20 protein-coding genes and 2 pseudogenes are annotated in these 26,165 nt (G+C 56.5%); 15 read left to right on the forward strand and 7 right to left on the reverse strand.

Going from position 1 to position 26,165, the window contains the following annotated elements; all coding sequences use genetic code 11:
• Window positions 1–94: 94 nt before the first annotated feature.
• Window positions 95–484, reverse strand: coding sequence for a cupin domain-containing protein (locus LIW51_RS28275; protein ID WP_227379353.1), 390 nt, complete (start codon window positions 482–484; stop codon window positions 95–97).
• Between the two features lie 615 nt (window positions 485–1,099).
• On the opposite strand from LIW51_RS28275, the gene LIW51_RS39530 reads away from it, so the two are divergent.
• From LIW51_RS39530 to LIW51_RS28295, 4 genes are all read left to right on the forward strand, one after another.
• A complete protein-coding gene (locus tag LIW51_RS39530; protein WP_368411881.1) occupies window positions 1,100–1,423 on the forward strand; it encodes a DUF6610 family protein in 324 nt (107 codons plus the stop codon).
• Window positions 1,424–1,830: 407 nt separating this feature from the next.
• The gene (locus LIW51_RS28285; protein ID WP_227379354.1) at window positions 1,831–3,093 is read left to right on the forward strand and encodes a Cdc6/Cdc18 family protein; all 1,263 of its coding nucleotides are present in this window, start codon (window positions 1,831–1,833) and stop codon (window positions 3,091–3,093) included.
• Between the two features lie 706 nt (window positions 3,094–3,799).
• Window positions 3,800–4,657: a ParA family protein gene (locus LIW51_RS28290; protein ID WP_227379355.1), complete on the forward strand. Its 858-nt coding sequence runs from the start codon at window positions 3,800–3,802 to the stop codon at window positions 4,655–4,657.
• Window positions 4,657–5,094: a DUF7970 domain-containing protein gene (locus tag LIW51_RS28295; RefSeq protein ID WP_227379356.1), complete on the forward strand. Its 438-nt coding sequence runs from the start codon at window positions 4,657–4,659 to the stop codon at window positions 5,092–5,094. The genes LIW51_RS28290 and LIW51_RS28295 overlap by 1 nt, the downstream gene beginning before the upstream one ends.
• Window positions 5,095–5,573: 479 nt before the next feature.
• On the opposite strand, the gene LIW51_RS28300 is transcribed toward LIW51_RS28295, so the two are convergent.
• Complete coding sequence (locus tag LIW51_RS28300; RefSeq protein WP_227379357.1) at window positions 5,574–6,680, reverse strand: Gfo/Idh/MocA family protein; 1,107 nt, start codon at window positions 6,678–6,680, stop codon at window positions 5,574–5,576.
• 264 nt (window positions 6,681–6,944) lie between these two features.
• Between LIW51_RS28300 and LIW51_RS28305 the strand changes: the two genes are divergently transcribed.
• Window positions 6,945–8,093 carry a Gfo/Idh/MocA family protein gene (locus tag LIW51_RS28305; RefSeq protein WP_227379358.1) on the forward strand — a complete coding sequence of 383 codons (1,149 nt, stop codon included), beginning with the start codon at window positions 6,945–6,947 and terminating at the stop codon, window positions 8,091–8,093.
• A 92-nt stretch (window positions 8,094–8,185) separates the two neighbouring features.
• On the opposite strand, the gene LIW51_RS28310 is transcribed toward LIW51_RS28305, so the two are convergent.
• On the reverse strand, window positions 8,186–9,556 hold the full coding sequence (locus LIW51_RS28310) for a nickel pincer cofactor-dependent isomerase, group 22 (protein ID WP_227379359.1): 1,371 nt from the start codon (window positions 9,554–9,556) through the stop codon (window positions 8,186–8,188).
• 160 nt (window positions 9,557–9,716) lie between these two features.
• Here LIW51_RS28310 and LIW51_RS28315 point away from each other — a divergent pair, with 160 nt between their 5' ends.
• Window positions 9,717–10,559 (forward strand): fumarylacetoacetate hydrolase family protein, encoded by an 843-nt coding sequence (locus LIW51_RS28315; protein ID WP_438267460.1) that lies wholly within the window; start codon window positions 9,717–9,719, stop codon window positions 10,557–10,559.
• Between the two features lie 90 nt (window positions 10,560–10,649).
• Here the strand turns inward: LIW51_RS28315 and LIW51_RS28320 are convergent, their stop codons facing one another.
• Window positions 10,650–11,372, reverse strand: a complete 723-nt coding sequence (locus tag LIW51_RS28320; RefSeq protein WP_227379360.1) for a ThuA domain-containing protein — start codon at window positions 11,370–11,372, stop codon at window positions 10,650–10,652.
• Window positions 11,373–11,944: 572 nt separating this feature from the next.
• Between LIW51_RS28320 and LIW51_RS28325 the strand changes: the two genes are divergently transcribed.
• A complete protein-coding gene (locus LIW51_RS28325; RefSeq protein WP_227379361.1) occupies window positions 11,945–12,715 on the forward strand; it encodes an IclR family transcriptional regulator in 771 nt (256 codons plus the stop codon).
• A gap of 117 nt (window positions 12,716–12,832) precedes the next feature.
• On the opposite strand, the gene LIW51_RS28330 is transcribed toward LIW51_RS28325, so the two are convergent.
• From LIW51_RS28330 to LIW51_RS28340, 3 genes and pseudogenes are all read right to left on the reverse strand, one after another.
• Entirely contained in the window at window positions 12,833–14,770 is a 1,938-nt protein-coding gene (locus tag LIW51_RS28330) for a DUF8034 domain-containing protein (protein WP_227379362.1), read from the reverse strand.
• Window positions 14,771–14,796: 26 nt separating this feature from the next.
• Window positions 14,797–15,114: pseudogene (locus LIW51_RS28335) on the reverse strand (zinc ribbon domain-containing protein); the annotation flags it as partial.
• A 37-nt stretch (window positions 15,115–15,151) separates the two neighbouring features.
• On the reverse strand, window positions 15,152–16,090 hold the full coding sequence (locus LIW51_RS28340; protein ID WP_227379363.1) for a dihydrodipicolinate synthase family protein: 939 nt from the start codon (window positions 16,088–16,090) through the stop codon (window positions 15,152–15,154).
• 305 nt (window positions 16,091–16,395) lie between these two features.
• Here LIW51_RS28340 and LIW51_RS28345 point away from each other — a divergent pair, with 305 nt between their 5' ends.
• The 8 genes and pseudogenes from LIW51_RS28345 (at window position 16,396) to LIW51_RS28380 (ending at window position 25,984) form a co-directional block, all read left to right on the forward strand.
• Window positions 16,396–17,448 carry a Gfo/Idh/MocA family protein gene (locus tag LIW51_RS28345; protein ID WP_227379364.1) on the forward strand — a complete coding sequence of 351 codons (1,053 nt, stop codon included), beginning with the start codon at window positions 16,396–16,398 and terminating at the stop codon, window positions 17,446–17,448.
• A 305-nt stretch (window positions 17,449–17,753) separates the two neighbouring features.
• Window positions 17,754–18,995 (forward strand): mandelate racemase/muconate lactonizing enzyme family protein, encoded by a 1,242-nt coding sequence (locus tag LIW51_RS28350; protein WP_227379365.1) that lies wholly within the window; start codon window positions 17,754–17,756, stop codon window positions 18,993–18,995.
• 65 nt (window positions 18,996–19,060) lie between these two features.
• A complete protein-coding gene (locus LIW51_RS28355) occupies window positions 19,061–20,197 on the forward strand; it encodes a mandelate racemase/muconate lactonizing enzyme family protein (protein WP_227379366.1) in 1,137 nt (378 codons plus the stop codon).
• Window positions 20,198–20,272: 75 nt separating this feature from the next.
• Entirely contained in the window at window positions 20,273–20,737 is a 465-nt protein-coding gene (locus LIW51_RS28360; RefSeq protein ID WP_227379367.1) for a universal stress protein, read from the forward strand.
• A 91-nt stretch (window positions 20,738–20,828) separates the two neighbouring features.
• A complete protein-coding gene (locus LIW51_RS28365) occupies window positions 20,829–21,668 on the forward strand; it encodes an NAD-dependent epimerase/dehydratase family protein (protein ID WP_227379368.1) in 840 nt (279 codons plus the stop codon).
• A gap of 166 nt (window positions 21,669–21,834) precedes the next feature.
• A pseudogene (locus LIW51_RS28370) lies at window positions 21,835–22,709 on the forward strand (family 4 glycosyl hydrolase); the annotation flags it as partial.
• A 153-nt stretch (window positions 22,710–22,862) separates the two neighbouring features.
• On the forward strand, window positions 22,863–24,398 hold the full coding sequence (locus LIW51_RS28375) for a glycoside hydrolase family 28 protein (RefSeq protein ID WP_227379369.1): 1,536 nt from the start codon (window positions 22,863–22,865) through the stop codon (window positions 24,396–24,398).
• Window positions 24,399–24,598: 200 nt separating this feature from the next.
• Window positions 24,599–25,984 carry a pectate lyase gene (locus LIW51_RS28380; protein ID WP_227379370.1) on the forward strand — a complete coding sequence of 462 codons (1,386 nt, stop codon included), beginning with the start codon at window positions 24,599–24,601 and terminating at the stop codon, window positions 25,982–25,984.
• Window positions 25,985–26,165 lie beyond the last annotated feature (181 nt).

Consider the following 26,165-nt stretch of genomic DNA (forward strand, 5'->3'; position numbering starts at 1 on the left):
TTATAGCTATTAGAACTCCCTCGACGCAACGACATTATTTGCGAAGATACCTATTGGCTAACTATCACTATATATCTTACATGACAATGATTAGCTACTCCTCCAAGTCGTCGAATGCGGGGCGACCATCATCTACAGTTGGTGGTGCTCCGACAACCAGCCAGACATGGTCGGTATCGGTATCGTTGAGAATCTGTCGGGGTGTCTCAGGAGGTATACAGATGGCCGTGCCCGTCGTGACATCGTGAATCTCTTCCTCAGTGCCAATCTTGATGCGGCCAGGTCCATCAAGGACATAATAAAACTCCTCCTGTTTGGTCTGGCGGTGAAAGCTCATCGCATCTCCCGGTGAGAGATACCACACCTTCGGACGCATTTTCGTACAGTCAAGTTCTTCTACCAGGTTTACATGTAAGGTTCCTGACCCTGAAGAGGGTTCCGGATTAATAGCATCCACCTGGACGATACGGTATTCGTCAGACATATACGAATAAATCAGTTGGCAAAGACAATAAAACTGCTTGTCTGTTAGCCAAAACCCGGCTCCGACCCACTACAGTATCTCGACTGCATGGAATATCCTATATCTAGTTCAATCTATCCGAAAAATAGACGCAATTTTGCATAAATCTTCTGCAATTATTGTTTGTATGAACAAAAGCGTAGCACACAGTTCCCGATTCATGAGAGAAATCCCTCGGCCGCTCGGTGTCGACACAGGAGCAACCCTCGACACACGGGACAAAACGGTCACAGCCCTGAAGACTATCACACGGCTTTTCTCCAAGAACGGTTGTATCCACCGACAGTCTGTCACGGAGCATGGCTGGTATTGGTTCCGACGCACTGGCCTAGGTTTTATCGCCCCCAGAAGAGCTGCGAGACGATTGCGTCTCGCAGGTGACCTCCTGTGTCGATTCACGACTCTCAGCGGCGACCAGCGACAGGACTACAAAAATGTACGCCGACGCTCGCCAAGCGGTGTACGTGGCGTTCCTCCATCGCGTGCCGTTCGCTCTTGATGCGTTGACCCTCGGCTTTTCCCCCCGAATTTCGCGAAGACTGTTCGTACCAACAATCGCAATTCATCAATCTCGAAATCCCTGTCGGTATCCTCGACAACGATTTCCGGGATCCAGATCTCGACCGATATGTCGACCGTGTCTGCGAGTACGAACCCGCGGTTGGCGTCATCGGCGACGCTCACGATGCTGCGGAAGTACGGTCGTACGTTCGCACGATTCGAGACCTCGAAGCGAGCTTCCCCGATACTGAGTTCATCGTCGTTCCCAAGTGTTGGGCGGCAATCGAAGCCATTCCAGACGATATCGTCATCGCTTTCACGGTGCCTGTGGGACCCATTCAACATACGCACACACCCCTCGTTTTCAGTGAAAACGGGTATCAATTCCTACTTTGGTGATAATAGAAATGTTCGACTAGCCACACCCCTCGTTTTCAGTGAAAACAGAACAACCACTTTACTTTGACTACTACACTAACTAGGCTAGAAATACAAATAAATAGTTATGGGTAAGGGCAATTTTAGCGAGTAATATTAGGAGAGAAATTCGGCCACAGTATGTGTGTTTTTCACTGAAAACGTCGTGTCTGACGATTACGCTATACAAGCTCCTTTATAATGAATCTCTCGACCATGGTTGGAGCAGGGCTTCATTCATACGCTTTCATTGAAAGCGAGGGGTGTCTCCCGTCACCGCTAAACCAAGGATAGCCGTAATTAAATGCTCTCCATGCTTGTTCTATGCTTTTCACTGAAAACGGGGGGCGGTAGAACTAAGGTGCTCCTTCAAGAAGGCTTATATTAACGTGCCAAACGATCCTATACCCACGCCGGATCCCGACGATCTCGCTGACGATCCACTTACCCAGCGAAATGACGCTATCTTTGCGCGTCGCAAGCTGCTCCGAATTGGACATGTCCCCGACAGCGACCGCATCGTTGGTCGTGACGCGGAAATCAAGGATATAGAAGAATTGCTCCAACCGGGCGTTTTCGGTGGTCCACCTGGAAATGCGATTGTCTACGGGAAAACAGGCTCGGGTAAATCACTCGTCTCTCGGCACGTCACTGGCCGTGTCCGAGCAATCGCACAAACTAACGATGTCTCTCTTATCTCCGCTTATATTGACTGCGATCAGGCAAACACAATCACTCGCGTTTCTCGATCTCTTTCCCAACAAGCTGAATATCAGTCTCCTCACTCGCTAGATATTCCAGATAAAGGGATTGGGGCCAGCGAGTACATGGACTATCTCTATACGCTCCTCGAGGACGCAGATGTCCTCATCGCCATCATCGACGAGATTGACAAACTCGGTGATGATGAAATCTTGTTCAAACTCTCCAGAGCCGAAGAAAGTGGTAAAACCGATTGCTATATTGGTGTCATAGCAATCAGCAACAAAATCGAGTACTATGAGAATCTCGACGAGCGAGTGAAGTCCAGCTTTCAAGACGACGAGCTCGTATTCCATCCGTATGATGCGAGACAAATTCGGGAAATACTGAATAAACGGCAAGATGCATTCCAGCCGGGTGTTCTCGAAGATGGTGTTATCCCTCGTGTTGCAGCGTTTGCCGCGCGTGAACACGGTGATGCGCGGAAAGCAATCGAAATCCTCTCAAGTGCAGGAAAACTGGCTGCTCGAAATGGAGATGCGAGTGTCACGGAGGAACACGTTGATGCGGCACAGGAGTATGCAGCGATGTCGCGATTCCAGGAGTTAATTCGGGGATCGACTCCACACTCGAAATATGTCCTGTTTGCGCTCGCGTACCTACAGAAGTCGTCCCTGAAGCAAGCATTTAGCACAGGCGAGATCTATCGCGTGTACGAGGACGTTTGTAAGAGTGAGGGTGTGGATCCGCTCAGTCATCAACGAGTGCTGGAGCTGCTGAAGGAATGGGCGTTTAGCGACGTTACAGAAAACCGCCATACTGGCGGTGGAAAGAGCGAAGGAAGCTACCGAGAACACTCACTCTTACGCGACTCTGATATGGTTCTCGATACCGTGTTTGAAGAGCCTAAAACGAAGCAAAATATTGTATCCGATCTTCAAAACGATTGATCGTATCTTAAGCTCCTAAGTTCACGGGTGACGGCGTATTTGTTCATGGAGACTCACTCTCTATCGGCTTTAGTTAGCATATAATACTAACGATCCTATTTGACAGGCGGTGCTAGTGGAAGCCCACCCCTGAAGGGTGGGAGGAGGACAATCTCCGTAAATCGCCTCGCGGATCTCCCTCGAGTTACCAGCCAGTTTCGGCTGTAGATGGTCTTGATCAGGGTTCTCGTGGGAAACCTGGCCAAACGGTTAGCTCGCACAACTCCCAAGACGTATCCGTTAGTCATTCCATCTATATCTATTATGGTTATAGATTATAGTTGATGGCTATAGCTACATGCTATAGCTATAATCTACGCCTATTGGTTCGATTTATCTCGATTGCCAGGATAGCACTATTGGTGCGATCCGATACTTTGGTTGAGTTGCCAACGATGAGTGATCATCGCTACTCTTGACGTGGTTGCGAATCGGAGTGATTGCTACTGTCTTTTAGCTATAGCTATAAGATATAGTTATATACTATAGCTATAGTATAGGGTTGTGACTATGGGCTATAGGGGTGGTTGGGTTATAGCTTTTGACTATGGCTGTAGATTATAAGCCATCGGTATAGGTGTTGAATATAGCTATATTGCATAACTGGATGCTGTCGCTATAATGTCTGACTTAGTTTTATATTCATGGCCCTCAGCTATTACTCATAATGCTCACCTATACACCGGTTTCTGAGGCTGGTGGGGTCGGAAAAACGACGACGGCAGCGACACTCGCGGTCAGTCATGCGCGTGCAGGTCATGACGTCCTCACCATTGATATGGACACACAGAATGGAAGCCTCACGTATCTCTTCGGCCCTGAGTACGACCGTGGCGATTCAGGCATTGATAATCTTGTCCGCCACCTCGTCGGTCGGCCGACGGGTGATTTCCACGACCTCACGCTTGAGGTTGAACACGGCATCGATCTCATCCCATCGCATAATATGCTAGAGGATCTCCACGAGTTCCTCCTTAACGAGAAGAATCAGGCTGAGAACTTCGGTGAGTCCTATAGTATGTATCATCAGCTCCATCGGGTTCTCCGTGAGGCGAACGTCCGTGATGAATACGACGTTGTGATCGTTGATACTGCTGGAAAAGCTGGGCCAATACTTTATAACGCACTTGTTGCCGTCAGGAATGTTGTTATCCCGTTCGAGGCGACCGCGAAAGGCCAGGAATCGATTGAAGGACTAGATGATCTCGTCGAGGGACTTGAACAGAGCATCAACGTTGATGTCGGCGTCCTCTCTGTGGTTCCAATCGGATACAAGGACACACGCGACCAACGAGAAATCCTCGGTGAACTTCGAGAGAGTGGATTCCCAGTGCCCGTGATCATTGGTGAACGAGGTTCAATGATGGAAGGCTGCTGGAGGAAGCAGTGTAGTCCGTATACGTATATTGAGAAATATCGCGACCGACAACGAGACTATGAACTTGAAACGCTTGACCAATTCGATGAGCTCGCACGTCACCTTGAGCAGGAAACAGGGCTTGAGCCTCGTGAGGTGACAGCATAATGGGACTTAAATCTGGCTCACGAGACGCTGGGCTTGATGAATCAGAAGACGATGGTGAGCAAACTGCCGAACAGGAGATGGAAGAATCCCAGAGAGACGATGAGGCGCCGATGGAATCATCTCCTGCCGAAACAACTGACGCAAGTCCGGAGCCCGTCACCACGTCTGAGACGGACTTTCAACGGCCGACGATGGAATCGATCCCGTATAAACTCCGTCGCGACAAGGTGAACGAAGGGCGAAAACAAGTTCCGTATTTTATTCGAGAAGAGATCACCGAGGCCGAAGACGATCTACAAGATACGCTCGAAGAGATTCTGGGCGAAGATGTCTATAAGTCAGATTACCGTGAGGCCGCAATGGTCGTCGCTCAACGCAACCCTGAACTCGTTGCCGAGATACTCCGGGAATGGGGCTACGACCTTGACGCTGCCTGAGAAACTTCGTTGTTTCCCGACGGATTGAAAAGTCACTGTTGGATGGAACGTATCCTCGAACACTGCTGCCAATTTCTGACGCGTATTCTCTTGTCTACTCTATTGAACTTATAGACCAAAATACACTTCCGAAGCTGATCTCAGGACATAAGTCCCCAATTCCGTAGAGATTGTGAACTACTCCGCCCTGCTCGGCCTAACGTAGTGTAGACAACATCTACTTCATCGACAGCGCCTCCTCGGCCGATTCCACTTTCGCTTATGATCCAACGACGTGTGAAATCTGGAGAGCGACGAAGATTATGCAGCGACTGAAAGGTGAGCCGTCGCAAAACGTGACTAGTGGTCTGACGGCCCCGGAGATTCCGTAGTTACCGATACACGTCATGTACGCCGTCGATCGAATATCGCTCCGCTACTTGTTGTCGATAGTCAACTTGCTTCAGCGAATTCAAACGAGGGAGACGAAACTGCTAAACTCACTCCGATACTTCGACCCACTCTCTGCTGTTGCCGGATTCGTACGCCGCATCGAGAACCCGAAGCAATTGGACTGCGTCGTCGACGGTCGCCGGGACGTCTCCGGTCTCGTAGCCTTCGAAGTAGGCTTCGAAGTAATCTTGCACGTAGTCACCCCAAGCCGGGAACCGGTCGTACGTGAATTCGTACTCGATAGTTCGCCGTGGAGCGCCCGACCAATCGGAGTACTTGGCAGTGAGTTCGAGCGGAACTGTCGGTTCGTGTTGAAGGGAGTCGTGGTGAATGGGTGTTCGGGCCTGCGCTTCGGTCCCGTAGAGACCCAGATGTGTGTCCTTGCCCCGTTCACTCAGGTAATAGCCCGTATGGTACGTTCCGAGGGTCCCTTTCTTGGTCTCGAATTGGAGGACAGCTCCAGCCTCAACGTCGGTCTCAGCTGCGTCATGGAACCGAGCGTTTACCCTCGCTATCGAATCGTCCAGTATCCACGGCATCATGTCGACCCAGTGTGGCCCAATCCATTGGAGGGAGCCGCCACGGCTCGTTGCCCGGTCGTAGATGTAGTGGTCGGTGTTTCGATAGGAGAGCTGGCTGGCATTGAAGCGGCCCTGAACGGTCCAAATGTCGCCGAAAAAGCCAGCACGGACTTTATCACGGAGTTCCATCGCGACTGGGTTTTTCCGGTAGAACGTCGTTGGTGAGACGGTGACACCCACTTCGTTCGCTCGCGTTGCTACCGCCTCCAAATCAGCCGCGGTCCGTCCGATCGGCTTCTCGCTGATGACATGAACACCGTTGTCGACGGCAGTCTCGACGATCGACGGCGTCTTGTCATTTCGGTATGTGATCCAAACTACGTCGATGTCCCCGTCGGCGATCAGATGATGAGGGTCTTCATACACCGTTGCCCCCGCCACGAGGTCCGCGACCTCCTGGCCTTCGGTAGTTATCTCGTCCGGTCGTTCGTCCATCGCTGCAAGACTTCCAAGGTCGACCCGCTTACCCGGCTCACAGACTGCAGTGATATCGATGTCGAGTCCGCTTGCGACGGCGAAATACGGATCGCGATGGTGGTGATCGACGCCGACGTAACCAATTTTCACACCCATAATCAAAACCATCATTCAAACTATATGAGCATGGTGGTTTCAGATAAATTTGCCGGGAATGAACGGTTTCCATGAGCCCGTAACGAGCTCCGATCGCTCGCCGTTGCGGACCTCGTTGGATGGTGAGAACACAAGACTCCGAGGTACCAGTAATGTGAACTCTGTCCAAGTTCATTGCCAGTCCGAACAACAGTTATGGTTCAATCCGCTGACCACAACCCTCTTATATTTCGAAAGTACACCCTATACCGACGCAATACGTCTATGCAAGAGATTGGCATCATCATGAACGGCGTAACGGGCCGAATGGGAACGAACCAACACCTCATCCGTTCGATTCTAGCACTACGGGAAGAAGGGGGTGTCGAACTTCCCTCCGGAGAACGAGTAATGCCGAATCCATTGCTCGTCGGGCGGAACGAACGCAAGTTGCGAGCGTTGAGCGATGAATATGGCGTTGACCGGTGGACCGCCGACCCAAACCTCGAATCGTGTCTGGACGGGGATGACGAGATATACTTTGACTCACAAGTGACGCCGAGACGACCCGACGCCGTCCTGAAGGCGATCGAGGCCGGGAAAGATGTGTATTGCGAGAAACCACTTGCTTCTGACCTCGATACGGCCATAGAAGTTGCGCGCGTCGCAGAACGGAGCGACGTCAAACACGGAATCGTTCAGGACAAACTTTGGCTCCCTGGACTGATGAAACTTGGCCGGCTGATCGATCAGGGATTCTTCGGGGAGATACTCTCGGTCCGTATCGAGTTCGGGTACTGGGTGTTCACCGGTCACGGACAACCGGCGCAGCGGCCGTCCTGGAACTACCGGGCGGAGGACGGCGGCGGGATCATCGACGATATGTTCTCTCACTGGAGCTACGTTCTAGAGAACCTATTTGGCCGGGTCGAGTCGGTCAGTTGCCTCGGGAAAACCCACATCCCCCGCCGCGTAGACGAACAGGGCGAGGAGTACGAAGCGACAGCCGATGACGCTGCTTACGCGATCATGGAACTAGAAGGCGACATTGTCGCGCAACTCAATTCGTCGTGGACGGTCCGCGTCAATCGTGACGACTTGCTCGAGGTCCAGGTCGATGGAACGAAGGGGAGCGCCGTTGCTGGACTTCGGGAATGCAAAACGCAGCATCACGCCAACACGCCGAAACCGGTGTGGAACCCCGATACGCCCACCGAACATGACTTCACCGAGGATTGGGAGACGGTGCCCGATAACCAGGAGTTCGAAAACGCATTCAAACAGCAGTGGGTGAAGTTCATCCGTCACGTCGTCGCGGACGAACCTTTCCCCTGGGACTTTCGTGCCGGAGCGAAGGGAGTCCAACTCACTGAAGCCAGCCACCAAGCCTGGGACGAACAACGTCGCGTCACCGTCGACGACCTTCAGATCTGATAGGCCAATCCGACGATCGATTGGTGACAACTTTTTGACGTGTGAGCGATGAAGCGTAGTGAGGATAGAAAAAGGAGCGAACTGACGGGGGATTAATCCCGTTGCGACTCGTTGAAGACGGAATTTTCGTGCGGAGACGGTTGCGCGAAGTCGCCGGAATCGAAGTGGATCGGGGACGGTTCCTCGAGGACGCGGAGGTCGTCACGGTTCCGTGCCTCCTCGACCAGCGCCCGCGAGGCATACAGGTACTGTAAGTGCATTGTGTCCGCTGCACGGAGGACGCGGACGGTCGACGGATCGACGATACCGATAGTCGAGAGTGCCGCGACGAGGCCTGCACGGTCTGTTTCGACCGCTGGCGGGAGGCGGACACCCCTCGTGGTACTCGCCGTTAACGCGTTGATGAGTGTCGTCGGCATGTCCACCTCGGCGAGGAGATTCTGATGGATGAAGTCGGCAGAGCCCGCGCCCATTGCATTCCCGTGCGTCACTTCGGTGAGCCGGCGAGTGTAGATGCGTTTGATGTTCGGCGTCTCCGGCTCCGGTTCCTGTATCGCGAACGGTCGGCGACCGATAACGTTCGTGTCCATACCCTGTCCGCTAATGTCCTTTCCCTGGCGGTCGAGCACCAGCACATCGAGTTCTCTGAACGGAACCTTTGGCATAATCTCGTAGGCTGTTTCGAGGAGCTCCGCCTCACGGTCGAGGAATTCCTCGGGCGGAATACCTTCGATGAGTGTCGTCTCGTCGCGTTGATCCTCCAGAATCGCGATGCCACCGACGACTGGCAGATCGGCGAGTAGTCGGTCGGTGATTTCTGGGACCATGTCGCGGAGCGACCAGTCGACCGCCCAATCGTGGGCGATTTTCGCCCCGCGCTGTTTGCCCATTCCGATAACGAGCATCTTCGAGAGGCCGCTCTCGACCGTACCATCGAAATCCGTGTGAGGTTTGATACGGTTTATCGGGACGATGGCGTCAGCCGCGACTGCGTTCGCGTCGGCGACGACCGGTACACCTCGCTCGGCGGTACGACCGACTTGGGTGACCTCCATGTTAGACCGAATTTCACAGCCGATCTCGTTCTCCGTGACGCCGAGTTCCGCCAACATCTCGCGCTGACCTTCCGCGGTCGCCCCTCCGTGACTCCCCATCGCCGGGAATACAAACGGTTCATAGCCGCGATCCTTAGATTCGGCGACCACTCCAGCGACGATACTTGAGAGGTTTCCGATACCCCGGCTTCCGACCCCGAGTGCGACTTCGCCGCCGGGTGGCACGTCTTCCAGCGGAAGCGAGCTGAACGCCTGCGATGCGTGGTCAGCGATGGCATCAGGGGGAATCGAATCTGTCTCCCACGTCTGTTCGATGAGTCCCATTTCAGGAAGTGGCGTCTCGCCACACGCTTCGAGGATTGACTGTTCAGAAACCGCGAGCGAAAGACGAGACCGTTTCGAATCCATACTCCAATGTTGAGTGAGTCCCGTGATAAATATACCCCGTCTGCATAGGCGACCATCCAAGATATCAGACAATCTAACAATGTCTGGCAACCATCTCTTTGGGAGACGCGAGAACTCGTTACCTGAACACTTAAGATGCAGTGCCCTCCCTACTCGTACGATGCAATTCGTTCGATACACCGACGGTTTTGGTTCCGCGATGGGCGCCAAAATGGACTCTACAATTCACGTGCTCGCCGATCTACCGGAGGGAGAACCCTCGTATCAGCAACTCACCAATCAACGGTATCTCGAACAATTACGGACACGGGTCCAAAACGGGTCACTCTCGCAGGTCAACGCGGCCGAAGTGAACCTGCTGGCTCCGATTCCTAAGCCGGGAAAGATAATCTGTGCCGGGCTGAACTATCGCGATCACGCCGAGGAACAGAATGAGGAGATTCCGGACGAACCACTCCTCTTCTCGAAAGCGCCGACGACCGTCACGAATCCTGGCAGTCCGATCGTTCACCCCGAGAACGAGCAGGTTGACTACGAGGTCGAACTCGCGGTCATCATCGGGCGTACAGCGAAGAACCTTGAGGAGGACGAAGTGGACGACTATATCGCCGGCTACACTGTTCTCAACGACGTGAGTGGCAGGGATGCACAGTTCTCCGACGGTCAGTTCTTCAGGGGGAAGAGCTACGATACCTTTTCGCCGATGGGTCCGACACTAGTCGCTAGCAAGGAATACGACCCGAACGACGTCGACGTGACGTTGCGGGTTGACGGCGACACGAAGCAAGCATCGAACACACAACAGTTCATCTTCGACGTGCAGGAACTGATATCGTACATCAGTCGGAACATGACGCTCCGTCCCGGCAACGTCGTTTCGACCGGCACGCCGGGCGGCGTCGGAATCTTCCGCGATCCCCCCGACCTGCTCGAGCCGGGGCAGATCTGTGAGGCCGAAATTGAGGGGATAGGGACGCTCTCGAATCCTGTCGTCGGCGAGTGAGCACCCTCGCGGGCCCGTTTCAGTACGTCGGTCGTTGCAGACGAGACGATAACGAAGCCTCCGTATCGCCCGGTGTCCAGCAACCGCCGTTCACTCGCCGGTCGACTCAAGTGGGTCCGTCTCTCCCCATCCGATCGACGCTCCTTCAGTCGGTGACGCCCACTCGACCGCGTTTTCGATTACTCGTTGAACCGCCGCCTGATGGAAGATAGGATACTCCTCGTGGCCTGGACGGAACGCAAAGATACGTCCACGTCCGCGACGGTAACAGAGCCCCGATCGGAACACTTCGCCACCCTCGAACCAGGAGACGAACACGGTACGGTCCGGCTCGGGCACGTCGTACGGTTCGCCGTACGTCTCGGTCGCCGGGATCACAAACTGCTCGTCGAGTCCGTCAGCGATAGGATGGCCGGGATCGACGACCCACACTCGCTCTCGCTCGCCGCCGTGCCGGTACTTGATGTTGCACGTCGTCCCCATGAGGCGTTTGAACGGCTTCGAGTTCTTCCCGGAGTGGAGCGGGATGAACCCCATTCCCTCGTGAACCCTGTCGACGACTCTGTTCGCGACGATGTCGCGAACAGAGTCATTTGCACAGTGTGACCACCACACGAGGACGTCCGTGTCGGCTAGTGTCTCGTCGTCGAGGCCGTGATCGGGGTCGTCGAGCGTCGCCGTGTAAACGTCGTACCCGGCGGCTTCGAGGTGGTCGGCGATGGTACCGTGAATACCGTTCGGGTAGCGCTCAGCGACGGCGGGTTCCTCTTGCTCATGGACGTTCTCGTTCCAGACGGTGACTCGAATCGTCATACGATAATCCAGTCAGTAGGAGTCTATAAAGCCTGTCGTTGATTCTACGCCGGAAGTCGAGGCGGTACGTGGATGACCGCTGGTCGACCGGCGATCGCTCGGTTCCGCCGGTCGAGTTGGACTGACCAGTATGTACCGACAGTCCGGGTAATCCCTCCCGATTTACCGGGGAATTCCCGCATAGGGAACGTATTCGCATTTGCCCGTTCGACGCTCAATTCGGCCGTTATCCCGCCTTCTTCCTTTCGCCACTCAATCTGCAGAAAGCGACTCGCAAAAAAATCGAGAGGCTTTACGCTCCTATGGCTGTCATGGAATGGCGGGAAATTCTGATTAGTGGTGCTTCAATGATGCGTATGACGATACAATCGACGAAAAATTCCCGTATCGGGAACACCAACGATCCTGAAACTATGTTTGACTTCTGTAATCGCGCTACAAAGGCTTCGTGGACCAGTAAGAGCTGATCAAGGTGGAATCAATCTTACGTGTGACCAGTCGCGCAGAGAAAGTCGAGCAACCGTTCCCACCACGGGAACAGAATTAAGTTTCTGTAGTTGAATAGTTTTATCATGGCCACACCAATGGACGAAACGGGGCGGCGAATTCGAGGCGTACAGATTGCGTTTTCCATCATTGACCTCCTGCAGACCGAGAACAAGCAGACGCTGACCGAAATTGCGGACGATCTCGGCCACTCAAAGAGCACGATCCACAGCCATCTCAAGACCCTCGTGGACCAGGAGGTTCTCGTCCCGGAAGAGGACGGCTACCGACTGAGCCTTCGTATACTGGATATGGCGAAACACGTCCGAGACCAAGTCGGCAATTACGACGTAATAGAAAAGGAAGTCGACGAACTGGCGACTGAAACTGGAGAAATCGCCCACTTCGGAATTGAGGAGTACGGACAGGTTTCCTACTTCTGTAAAGCGATGGGGTCGCGGGCAGTTGAAACGGCGTCGAGAGTCGGGACGCAACAACCGATGTACTCCACGTCCCTGGGGAAGACGATTCTCGCACACCTCCCTTCGGAGAAACAGGAGCAAATCGTTGCCAAATGCAATTTCGAACAGAAGACTCAGCAAACGATTACCGCTCCCGAGGAACTCTACGAGGAATTTCAGACCATCGTCGAACGCGGTTACGGCATCGACAACGAAGAGAATATCCAAGGACTCCGGTGTGTCGCCGCGCCGGTGAAAAACGAGAACACGGTGTTGGGCGCCGTTAGCGTCTCCGGCCCTACGAGTCGATTCACCGAAGACCGGCTCCACGATGAACTCGCTGACTACGTCTGTCGTGCTGCGAACGTCATCGAACTCAATACGAAATTCTCCTGACGTTATCGCTCAGTTTCATTTGTCTGCACCTACTCTTACCCTGATCTCCCCCTCGACTGCTCAGTACTGCCGTCGCCACTCCCTTCAACCAACAGGTACAGTGCTCCCTGAGGGGAGTCAATTCCAGGGGAGGGCGTAGCTCGGATCGTTTACGAAGCGATCGAGGGCCGCTGTTACCGAGAGTCGGCTTCCGCTTGGGAGGTGCACTCGTATCGCGTTCGACCCGTCAAACCGGCGGTTGTCATCCGTACTCGCATCACCATCCCCTTCTCCGACCTCGATATCGTCCTCGTCGGTTGCCACCGACTCGAATCGGTGCTCGCCATACGCCCCCGCCTGTAGAATCAGCTCCTCGTTCTCGCAGCCGACGTTGACGAGCGTCAGTTCGATTCCCTCCCGCGACACGTCCCCCACGAGCGCCGCGACACCCTCGGGAAGCCCAGGTCGTTCTCGGCGCGCGTCGAAGTGCCGAACCTGCGCCATGACGAGCCCACCATAATAGACGGGCTGAGGCGCGCCCATGGTGAGTTGGAGCAGCGCTTTGTGGAATACGGGATTCCGGTTCCGGAGGTAATCCTCGTCGACCGTCGTCGGCTTATTGCCTTCCGCTTTCAAGAGATTCAGTCGCTCCTGTACATGTTCGCGTGTCGCCTCTAAAATTCGGTCAGGATAATCGGGAAACTCACCGTCGAGATACGCCAACCACGCGTACTCGTGACCGTCACCGTGCTTCGTGGCGGCTCGAGGGTCAACTCGCTTCCAGTCGCGCGTTCCCCAGTCGCGAAGACGGCGGAGCCTCTCTCGATCCTCGTCGTTCATGGACATATACCAGAGGTGGACGGCGTACGGGTCGTCCGTGTGCGGCTGAAACTCGTACCAGCCGTCACGCCAGAGTACCTCCCCATCGTCCTCCGTAAGTACGCCCGATGCGTCGTAGTGATAGTCTCCCGCTTCGCCATACTTATGCGGGATATGGAGCGTGCTATGAACGTCGTCTTCGCTCACTTCGATACCGTTCGAGATGAGCGTATTCAGTTGCGAACGGGGAAATTCGAGATACTCCCGATCGCCTTCGAGCAGAACCGCGTTCTCCGCGGCAATGGTTGGACCGATCCCGACGTAGTGCCATCCCCCCCACGACCAGCCGTAGTAGCCGCCGTACCACTTACCGTCCGTGTACTCTCCTATTTCCCCCGATCGGCCGACGTTGTCGGGGATGATTCCTCCGTTCTCCTCGGTTCGCTCCCGCCATGCTGCGAGATAGTCGGTGACCCACTCCCGGTACCTGTCATCACCGGTGTGGAGATACGCGTTCGTCATCAGACTCGTGATGTTGAGGTTGAGCGGGATATCCCCCTTCGAACACCGTTCGTTCAGCGCCTCGAATAGGCGTTCCTCATTGTCGGGGTCGAGGAGGTCGGTCGTCTCGTCGAACCCCAAGTCGCGCCACGGAAGCCCATGTCGCGCCCAGCGGTAGTCCGCCCCGTACGGGTGATGTTCGTAGGCGGAGAAGTCACAGAAGTCTGGGCCCATGCTGCCGTTCATCGGACCGCGCACGAGACGCCGGTCGCCGTCGTAGTTATCTGCGTCGGCGTCATCGAAGTACAGTCCTGCGAACCGCTCCGCACGGTCGACGGCCGTTTCGTCGTCGGGTGCGGCGAGCCCCATATTATACGTGTAGAGGTTTCCCTCTCCCATGTGAAACCAGTCCCGGCATTGCTCGAATTCGTCAACGATCATTTGATGGCCGAACGGGGTCTCCGTGTTGGACGCGCGTTCCAGCGCCGCTTCATACACGCGACGCGCGCGGTCAAGGAACCGATGGGCGGCGACGAACGAGTACATCAACGGCCAGTTGTAGAATCCCTCGACCACATCATCGAAGCCGTCGACGCCGACGTGGTTTGCCGGCGGCCAGAACGGTTCGTCCTTCGGGCCAGTGTAATCTGCGACGAATCGATCGACTGCGTTCGCCATCTGGTCGAATAACTCCCGCTGTCGGAGCGCCCACGCCGGCGGCCGCGATACGCTGATAGTCGCCTCTAGTTCAAGCATACTCACGCAGGGGATTCGACGGTGAACTACCCCGCCCTGCTCGGCCTAACGGCCTCGCTGAGGACGGGGCTTCCCCGTTCTATGACATGACTTGCAGACACCACACGGGTATCCGTATCGGTCGCGGTCTCCGGGGGCGTGGATTCGGCCTGTCCCATGCCTAATTCAGAAAAAGCGCGTTGAAGGATGTTCTTCGCAGCGTTCGCGTCCCTATCGTCCTCGTATCCGCACGACGGACATGAGTGCTCGCGCACCCACAGGGGCTTGTCGGTTTCTACGCCGCAGTTGCTACACTCCTTGGTAGTGCCACGTGGGTTAACTTCAACGAGGTGCGTACTCCGACGTTTGGCGCTCGGTTCGGCTTTCGACGCTCGCTTCGCGTCAATCGACGATGCGTTCGATGTCGTCGTCGAGTTGGTCGTAGAGTTCTTCGGCACGGCGTTCGTCAGTGGGCGAGAGCGGTTCGATAGGTTCGCGGACCTCACCGCCATGGAGACCGGCGAGTTCAAGCCCTTTCTTCACCGCTGAGATGCTTATCGAACCCTCGATACTATTGTTCTCCCCGGATTCATCACGGAAGTTCTGGTAAGGAAGACAGATATTGCGGATGCGGCGCGCGCGCTCCCAATCACCGACCGTGAGAGCGTCGAACAGTTCGAGTCCAACCTCGGGCCGGAAGTTGCTAACGCCGGCGGAGAATCCTTCGATGCCCTCGCTCCAGAAGGAAACGGCGAACGGTTCGGCGAGACCGTCGATCCAGACGACGTCGTCGGGGGCAATGGTGGTAGCCGCGCCGAGTTTCACCGCGTCCTTGATAGCGTATTTAACGCCGACGACACCGTCGACATTCGCGAGGTCGCGGAGGTAGCCAATGGAGGGGTCGAACCCCTTGACGTACGGCACGAGCGGCGTCTCCGTGGTGGCGTCGAGTTTCTCGTAGTATCGGATGAGTCCCTGTTCGTGGACGTAAGAGTGGTCGGGTGGCATCACCATCATCGCATCAACGCCGACGCGGTCGTACGCCCGGATAAGTTCCTGTGCCTCTGGTGTGCTTCCTCCGACGCCCGCGAGGACGCAGGCGTCGGTGGACAGTGTGTCTACGGCCGTCTTCGTCACCTCGACCCGTTCGTTTTGGGAGAGTGAATGGTACTCGCTGATGTTCGCCGATGCGAGAAATGTTCGAATTCCGGCGCTGTATAGGTTATTTGCATTCTCCTCTAGTTTGGAGTGCTCTATAACGAGGTCGTCGTCGAACGGGGTGAGGAGTCCGGCAGCGACGCCACGGAGGTGCTGGGATACACCGTTCTTGGAAAGTGGCATAACTGAGACTGCATGTACTCCTGTATAAAGCCTTCGAAGAATGAGACGCAGGCGAACGGCCGAAAGTCAAGAACTTCGATACAACGACAGTGGTGATTCCGCGCCGAAAAACGAGACAGGGAAGTTAATATCGAGTGGCGGTCCGTTCGTGGCCACCAACTGAAGCAGGTGGGGAGCCGTTCGGCCGGCAACGGTGTGTGATCGAGCCCCCGAAGGATTTCGATCGAATCTACTTGAAAGCCAAGTGGAAGGCACGATGCGACAAAAAAGTTATTTGGTGGATTTCTGTATGAGTAGTCGTCACAATGGAAACCCAGACCAAATTCCCTTCCGTCGCCGTTGGCCTCGTCGGGGTCGGCAGCCTCGGGCGCAGACTCGGTCGTCAATTCGTCGAACTCCCTCGCTCCGAATTGGTCGCGCTCTCGGATGTCGACGGCGACGGTCTCGCGGCCGCGGGGCTCGAACTTGACGTGCCGGTGTCGTCCCGGTACGAGTCGTACGAGGAGATGCTCGACAAGGAACCGCTGGACGCAGTGGCGATAGCGACACCAAACGGGCTCCACTACGACCAGACGATGGCCGCGCTGGATCGAGATGTACACGTGCTCTGTGAAAAGCCGCTCGCGACGAGCGTCGAAGATGCATACGAGGTCACGCAGCGAGTGGAGACGAGCGACTGCACAGTGATGGTAGGCTACCAGCGGCATTTGAATCCGGCGTACAAACTCGCTCGGGAGCGGTGGGCGCTCGGTGACCGGGAGCCGCGATTCATCACGGGCGAGATAACGCATGATTGGCGCTCCTACTACGATGAAATGACGGACTGGCGAATGGACGCCGATTTGAGCGGCGGCGGCCACCTCCTGAACGTCGGCACACACGTCGTCGACGCCATCCTCTGGTCGACGGGTCTCACGCCAACGCACGTCAACGCGTACGTCGACTTCCACGACGATGACGAGCTGTTCGACCGCCAGTCGTCGACCATCGTCGAGTTCGAGGAGGGCGCAGTGGCGAACGTCTCCGATACCGGCGTCGTCGCCCGAACCCGTGAACACGTCCACGTCTGGGACGAGGAGGGAGCGGTCTATCTCGAAGGTCATGAGTGGGACGACCGAACTGGCTTCGTCATCGACAGCGACGGGACCGAACACCGTCCATATCAGGGGTACGACCGCCGACTAAGCAAGGGAACTGCGTTCCTTGACGCGGTCGAGACCGGCGAGGACCCGCCCGCTACGGTCCGCGACGGTCTCAAAGCGGTCATCGTCACGATGGCCGCCTACGAGTCCGGCCGCCAAAACGAGCGCGTCGCACTCGCCGACCTTTATCCGTTCGTCGACGATGTCTTTCAGTAGAGTATTCGACCACCGGTAGACGAGGGGGTTATATCGTTCGGATGAGCGATCCGCCGTAGAGGGGGTAGCGACGACCGACCGGCCTCGGCTGGGACTCCGGAAGGGGCCACAGGCTAGGCGAAGTATAGCTACGTAAACACTTGACCGATCGCAAAGAGCGATAGAACGGTACAACGAGCCACATATGTTGAGGAGGGCTTCCGTGGACCGTTCAGTTCTTCTCAAGAAAATCGATTCGGTTCGAGTAATCGGCGCCGGCGGTGTTCACCCGGAGTTTTATCGTGGTGCGCGAGCCAGAAGTGGGTATGCGAATCACGGATGTCAACGGCTACGCACTCTCATCACTCATCGACCCACCACAGGACCGACGCTTCCACGGCGGGGTTCGACGACTGCTCAAGCGCGACGTCGTCCTCGTCGTCGTGGAGTCGAGCGACGGAGCGCACGGCGTCGCCACGGCCGGTGCGAGCAGTTCTGCCATGCGGGAATACTTCGCGGGAGATTCGCAGGGGACGTTCGCGGATATCGTCGACGGCACAGTGGCCGACGCACTCGAAGGGGAATCGGTCGACACCGTTGCCGACGCCCACGCCCACCTCCGAGAGACCAACCTGCCGGATCGACTCCTCCACGAAGCAATCTCCGCAGTTGACGTCGCACTCTACGATCTCCGGGGGAAGGAGGTCGGCGCACCCATCTACGAACTCCTCACGACGGAGTACGGAACTGAGCCGACGCGCGAGATGTCGCTCTATGCGAGCGCCGGGATGTACATGGAACCAGAGGGGTACGCCGAGCAGGCGGCGACACTTTGCGATCTCGGCTTCTTCGGCTACAAGTACCGGCCGGGCATCGGGCCGGAGAGCGACCGTCGAACCATTGAACTGGTCACAGAGGCAGCCGGCGAAATGGCGGTAATGCTCGACGTCCACACCTGGTGGAAGATACGCGACGGATACGACCGTGAGACGGTTCAGGAGCTGGTGAAGTTCGCCCACGATCGCGACTGCTTCTGGGTCGAAGAGCCGGTGTCGCCCGACGACCACGCAGGCTACGTTGAACTCGCGGAGACGGGAGCGCCGCTTGCGGGCGGGGAAAGTGAACCAACGCCCGATCGACTGGTTGACCTCGGCGAGACTGACGCCGTCAATTTCCTCCAGGGCGATGTCCGCCACCACTGCGGCTACACCGGCTGTCGCCCCGCCGTCGAGTTCTGTAACAATCGGGAGACGGAGTTCGTCCCTCACAACTTCGGGACGTGGGTCGGCCTCCTTGCCAACGCTCACCTCGTCGCGGCTGCTCCTGATGTCTCGCTGCTCGAGTACCCCGTTTTCGAGGACGATCCCGTCCTCGACGCCGATACCGATCCTGGCATGTATCCGTTCAATCTCGCGTTCGACATAATCGAAGGTGAACCTGCCGTTGAGGACGGCGCTTTGACAGTATCGGACGACCCAGGACTCGGCGTCGACGTCGACTTCGATGTCCTCGACGACTACCCGTTCCGGGACGGTCCGTGGACCGAGTTCCACTACGACGACGGGTGACACACCGCGTCCCTCTTGAACGTCAGGTCACAAGCTATATTGCGTCCCTGTACTGAGAGCTTCGCATGCGAGTGACTGACATCGAGACGATACCGCTCTCACACACACTCCCTGAGGGACGGGGGCTCGGAGACGCGCGTGGATTCGGTCGTGACCGAGTGACGACCCTCGTTCGCGTCGAGACCGATACCGGGGAAGTCGGCTGGGGCGAGGCGTTCGCGCCAGGTAGCGTTGTCGCGCCCGTCGTCGACGAGTTCTTCCGCGAGGACGTCGTTGGCATGGATCCGTTCGACGTGCGATGCCTCGCCGAAGATTCGTACACGGATCCATACCATTTCGGTGGGAGCATATTCGTCCAGAGCGCGCTGAGTGGCATCGACGTCGCGCTCTGGGATCTCGTCGGCAAGGCGGTCGGGAAACCTGTCCACCGGCTGCTGGGAGGGAATCGCCGCGACACGCTCACCGCTTACGCCTCGACGATGTATTTCACCGAGGACGACCGGGAGATCGCGGATCCGATTCAGGCTGCGGTCGATGAGGGGTTCACCGCGGTGAAAATCAAGATTGGGAGCGGGATCAAGGCAGACGTCGAACGAGTCCGGACGGCCCGAGAGATACTTGGCGAGGATGCGCGCCTAATGGTTGACATCAACGGGAACTACCGGCCACGGCAGGCTATTCGGACTGTGAACGCCATCGCGGAATTCGACGTGATGTGGATCGAGGAACCCGTGCCGCCGGAGAACTTCACCGGGTACCGTGAGGTCAAAGCCAGCATCGACGTTCCTATCGCTGCTGGCGAGGCGCATTACGGTCGGTTCGCATTCAAACGACTCGTCGACGGACGAACCGTGGACATCGTCCAGCCGAACCTCGGGCGCTGTGGCGGTCTCTCGGAGGCGAGCCGCATCGCCGACATGGCGACGACGGAGAACGTCGCAGTGCGCCCTCACGTTTGGAACAGCGCGGTCGGACTGGCGGCGGCGGTGCAGTTCGCGGCGAGTGTCTCCGACTACCCGCATACGAGACATGTGCCGGATCCGATGATGGTCGAGTTCGACCGCAGCGAAAATCCGCTTCGGGATCGGATTCTGAAATCGTCATTCGATCCGAATGGTGGGTCCGTGGACGTTCCGCAAGATCCAGGTCTCGGCATCGAAGTCGACGAAGACGCGGTCGATCGATACAGATCATACGGATGACAGTCTCGTAAACTTCGATCCTTACAGTCGACGATCTGGGATACCTTTATCAGCGTGAGTTTCGTTCTCCCCAATATGCAGCCATCGTTAGTCGTCGTCAACGATACCGACGCACACGAACGCCTCCTCCGCGAAGCGGGGCGAATCGCGGCCGCGACCGATACCCCGTTGGTGTTGCTATCGTGGATGTCCGAGGAAGAGGTAGAACGGAACACCGAAACGCTGCAGGCGATGAGCGACACCGTCGACATGTCGTTTGACATCGACACGGCACAGGCGGTCGCGACCCAGTTCGCGCGGGAGGCCGCGGACGACGCCTTCGCCGACGCGGATGGGACGGTGGAGTACGACGTCGTCAGCGTGGTCTCGGAGGATAAAAACCTCGCGGACGAGGTGCTCCGAGTGGCACAGGAGCGAGGGTGTGATCACGTCTACATCGTCGGTCGGCAGCGGTCTCCAACTGGAAAGGCGGTATTCGGTGACACCGCTCAGCGCGTCATCTTGAACTTCGATGGCCCTGTCACCATCCTGACCGAGTAACGGTCAGGGAGGGTTCCCGAGAACCTCGGAGGGGGATCACGAGGATCGCCACGAACGGAATCGTTTTACCGCTGGTCTCTACGTAGTTCGTATGGACGTCCTGTTGACCGGTGTCTACGGACGCTGTGGTACTGCCATCATCGACCACCTGCACGATCGCGCAGAGTACGACTTCACGTATTACAACCGCTCGGACCGCCCGGATGACCACCCCTACGGCGGCTATGAGACTGTCGTTGGTGACATCACCGACGCCGAGAAACTCGCGACGACGGCGACGGGACAGGACGCTCTCGTCCACCTCGCGGCGTACCCGTACACGGAGGGGTCGTGGACGGACGTCTTCGAACCGAACATCGTCGGGATGTACAACGCACTCGAAGCCGCCCGGGAACGGGAAGTAGAGACATTCGTCTTCGGTTCGACGAATCACGTGATGGGACTCTACGAGGAAGAATATGCACCGGAACTGTATTCCCTCGACAGCGATCTGGTCCTGCACCACGACGACCCGGTTCGACCGGACTCCTACTACGGGGCGTCGAAGAGTTTCGGCGAGGATCTGGGACGCTACTACGTCGAGACCTACGAGTATCCGAAGCGGTTCTATGCGCTCCGCATCTGCACGGTCAATATGTCTGAGTATGACCACCCGTACGGTGATGCGGAGCAGGCGGTCGACGATGGTGAGTATGACCGTGGGAGCGAGGAGTACGCGGAGACGGTCGCACGAATGAAGGCGATGTGGCAGTCCCGCCGGGATTTCGCGCACATGGTGGATCGTTGTCTCCAGGACGACGACGTGGTATACGACGTGTTCTACGGCGTCAGCGACAACCGTCGTCGCTGGTTCGACCTCGAACACGCCCGGACCCGACTCGGCTATCACCCCCGAGACGACGGCGAGGAGTGGAACGAACCACCGGCCTGACTTTACCCGGTGCCGCCGTCCCGACGGCACCTCTCGCGGTTCGAACGCACCATCGCTTCGGTGAGTCGGACGATCGTCGATTCGGTAGCGCGGAAAGGTGGCGAACGTCTTCGAGATCAACAGGTATTTGTCCACCATCTGCGTCAACCGTTATCACATGTAACAGCTGTCGGAGTGCGGCCAGCGTGCATCCTCCGGATCGGTGCGAGACCTGAAGATCGAGTACGTCGACGGCAGGAGTCGGGGATGGGCACACACGCTCATCAACGACCTTGCAAAGTGTATGGACCTCGCGGGCGAGGTCGCACTGTACGACGTGAATTGCGAAGCTGCGGCGAGGAACGCGGATCTTGCCACCCAGGTCATGGAACGCGAGAAGGCCGTCGGGGATTGGATTTTCGAGGCGCACCGCGACATGGGCGAGGCGTTAGACGACGCAGACTTCGTGATCTGTTCGATACAGGATCCACCCGCGGAGACGTTCGTCCACGATATCAATGTTCCACAGGAGTACGGCATCTATCAGACGGTCGCGGACACTGTCGGTCCCGACGGGACTATACGGGCGCTCCAGACGATTCCGCAGTACCGCGACATCGCGGCAACGGTTCGCGAACGCTGCCCGGACGCGTGGGTTATCAACTACACCAACCCGATGACGGTGTGCACACGGGCCCTTTATGAGGAGTACCCAGACATCAACGCCATCGGTCTCTGCCACGAGGTGTTCAAGACGCAGGAAGTGTTCGCCGAGATGGCAGAGCAGTATGTCGACGAAGCCGAGGATGTCGACCGCAGCGAGATACAGGTAACGGTCAAAGGCGTCAACCACTTTACGTGGGTCGACGAAGCGACGTGGCGCGACTACAATCTCTTCCGGTTTCTTGACGAGGAACTCGAACGGCGGAAGCCTATTCCCGGATACGAACCGGGCGATCTAGAAGGGGAGTCCTACTGGGTAAATAATCAGCAGGTCGCGTTCGACCTCTACGACCGCTTCGGCGTGTCGGCGCCGCTGGCGACCACCATCTCGTCGAGTATGCAGGAGCTATTTATTAATTTTTATTTTATAAAAATAATATTAATATCGACGGCGACGATAATCGGTTCGTCGGTTCGTCTCCAATGGATTAGGTGGCAGGGCCACCGTCCCTCAGCGTAACGTTTATGCTCGCTCTCTAGGATGGTTCGAGCGTGAATTATAGTCAGCGAAACATACGTGACTACGGAGCGGGAGACGATGATTCGCTCGATACGGAAGCTATCCAGTCGGCACTCGACGACTGTGCCGAGGACGGAGGCGAGGTGTCCATCCCACCGGGGACGTATCACACAGCACCCTTGTGTGTTGGAGACGGCACTACCCTTCGCCTATCGAACGGGGCTGAACTGCGGTTCGTCCAAGACTTCCGCGAGTTCCCGGCGGTAGAGAGTCGGTGGGAGGGATGGGACCAGAACGGCTTCCATCCATGTCTCTACGTGGCCGACGCGTCGGACGTTACCATTACTGGGCAGGGCGTCGTCGACGGCGGCGGATCGTACTGGTGGGACTTCGTCGAGACGCCAATGGCCGACTATCCGTCCGATCTGCAGGAACGACTCGACGCGATAACCAGCGAGAACCAGGTGGACGATGTGAGCACGTTCACGGTTCGGCCGCCGTTACTCCAGATATACGAGTGCGAGAACGTCACCGTCTCCGGAATAACACTTCGCAACTCCCCATTCTGGAACACGCACGTCGTCTATTCAAGTGACGTAACGATTCACGATGTCTCGATTCAGAACCCCGCAGACGCGCCAAACGGCGACGGCATCGACGTCGATTCATCGCGGTTCGTCCGCATCAGCGATACCTACATTAACGCAGGAGACGATGCCATCTGCCTCAAGGCGGGGAAAGATGAGGAAGGGCGGCAGGTTGGTCGACCGACTGAGAACATCGTCGTTGCCAACTGTACGGTAGAAGCCGGCCACGGCGGCGTCGTCATTGGAAGCGAGACCGCGGGCGACGTCCGCCATGTCACTGTGACGAACAGCACGTTCACAAATACCGACCGTGGCATCCGCATCAAGTCCAAGCGCGGCCGGGGCGGCGTCGTCGAGGATCTTCGGTTTGATACCATTGTCATGCGCGGAATCGCGTGTCCGTTCGTCATCAATGGCTACTACCAGACCGGCATCGACAGCGATCCAAGGCCGGTTGACGAGAGCACACCCCTCGTCCGCGATGTCCACTTCCACCACATCACGGCGAAGGAGGTGGAGTCCGCCGCGTTCTTGACCGGACTCCCCGAACGACGATTTGGTGATATTACGTTTACTGACATCGAAATCGAGGCGACCAGATCATTCGACGCGTCTGGTCTCTCACCGGCCATGACAAAGGGATACGACCAACAACATGGGGTCTTCTGCAAGTCCCTCGACAATGTCTCCTTTACCGACTTCCGACTGACAGTGGCTGACGGTACGCCGCTCACCGTCGAAGAAAGCACGACAGTCACGCTCGATCGGTTCGAGACTGACTCGCGGACATCTCCAGTCGTGGACACCGACGACGTCGAGCACCTTCGTATTCGCGGTTGTACTGCACCAGAGGATGGCGAACCGTTCCTTCGGGTGAGTGGCGAAGATTCTCGGAAGGTGTCGCTGGGCGGGAATTACGGCTCCATCTCGGATGCGATTGTCACTGCGGAAGATGTCGAGGCTTTCAAATCTCGTGAGTAGCAGTACCACCCACCGTCGTTTACGGTCGTAATGTTGTTCCAATCGTTATGACATTCGAAGGAGTTCTGATCGGAACGCTTCACATCCCATTTCTGTCTACCCACATTATTCTACATCCCTTAATGTAGGGTATTCGAAGATCAGATTTTATTCTCTATCATCGTTATTTATATGCTGTTGCGGGCTTATGTCCAAATCGCATGTCGAGAGATAGCACTGTGCACGGCACGCGGAGCGATAGCTCAGCAAAGATGTACGGGCGACGAGGCGTTCTAGCCTTGACCGGCGGCGTACTCGTCGGAGCGTCGATGGTCGGAACGGCAACCGCCGGGTCGAAGCCAACATTGATAACACCGGACGAACCCCTCGGGACATGGTCGCCGGGGTCGCCAATCGAGCCGACGGATGGATTCGCTGACACGGATTGGACCGCGGGAACCGAACTCTCCGTGGTGAAGGTGACGAACCTCAATGGTTCGGGTGAGGGATCGCTACTGGATGCGATGACTCGCGAAATCGAAGGTGACGGTCGGGTGGTTGTGTTCGAGGTCGGAGGTGTGATAGATCTGTCGGAGGTAAACGGGGAACTCGATCCCAAAACGAGTAACATGTTCATCGCCGGTCAGACCGCACCCGGACCCGGAATTACGTTGATCAAAGGATCGTTCGAGATAGACGGGGAGAATATCGTCGTCCAGCACATTCGATCCCGTGCAGGAACCGAGACCGCGCCGGGCGCGAGCGGGGAAGGGGACGCAGCGGACTCGATCACAGTCGCCGACGAGTCACAGAACATTATCGTCGATCACTGCACCGCCTCTTGGGGAACCGACGAGAACCTTTCCTGCGGCGACACCGCATCAAATGTCACCTTCAGCAACAACCTCATAGCACATGGCCTCGCTGCACCGGGACTCCACCCGGATGGAGAAGAGCACTCGAATGGGACACTCATCGGTCACGACACGGAGGGTATGGCCATCCTCGGGAACCTCTACGCTCACAACAACGACCGACAACCGCGTCTGAAAGGTGGGACGCGAACCCTGATTGCGAACAACGTCGTGTACAACTACGACACAGCCGTTCGACTCGGCGACGATGCTGAGTCCAATGCTACCGATGAGTATCCGACACAGGCGAGCATCGTGCGGAATGTCTACCGCTCTGGCGACAATACGCCGCTCGACGACCCGGTTGTTGCGATCAATGAGGAAGAGGACGTTCTGAAGGTAAAGGTATTCCTCGAAAACAACGTGACGCAAGACCAGATCTCCATGCTCCCCAATGACCCAGACCCGCGGTTGGTTGTCGTCGACGATCCGCCCGTATGGTCTGACGGATTCGACCCTGCATATGGAACCTTTGACAGGATTCTGAAGACGGCGAGTGCTCGTCCAACTCGACGGGTTCGCTACGACGAATCGATCGTACATCAGATCAGAGCGAGAGAGGGTAGAATCATTGACGGCCAAGATGAAGTCGGTGGTTATCCAACCTTTAGAACGATAATTCGAGAGCTGGATGTGCCAGAGGATGACTTCGGTGAGTGGTTAGTTACTCACACTAAGGAAGTCGAACAATAAACCCTCCCAATACTCGGTTCACTCTGGTCGAACGCTGCTTTGTTGAGTAGAAATACTGATAGTAATCTCGGGGAACTCTCAAAGTAGTCGTTAGCGAGATAAGAAAGACCATTTGCAGGTCAATTTGAAACAGTTCCTGCTCACTAAGTTGTTCAAAATCACGCGTCACAGATCCACTAAA

It is taken from the genome of Haladaptatus halobius, assembly GCF_020618475.1.
GTDB lineage: Archaea > Halobacteriota > Halobacteria > Halobacteriales > Haladaptataceae > Haladaptatus > Haladaptatus halobius.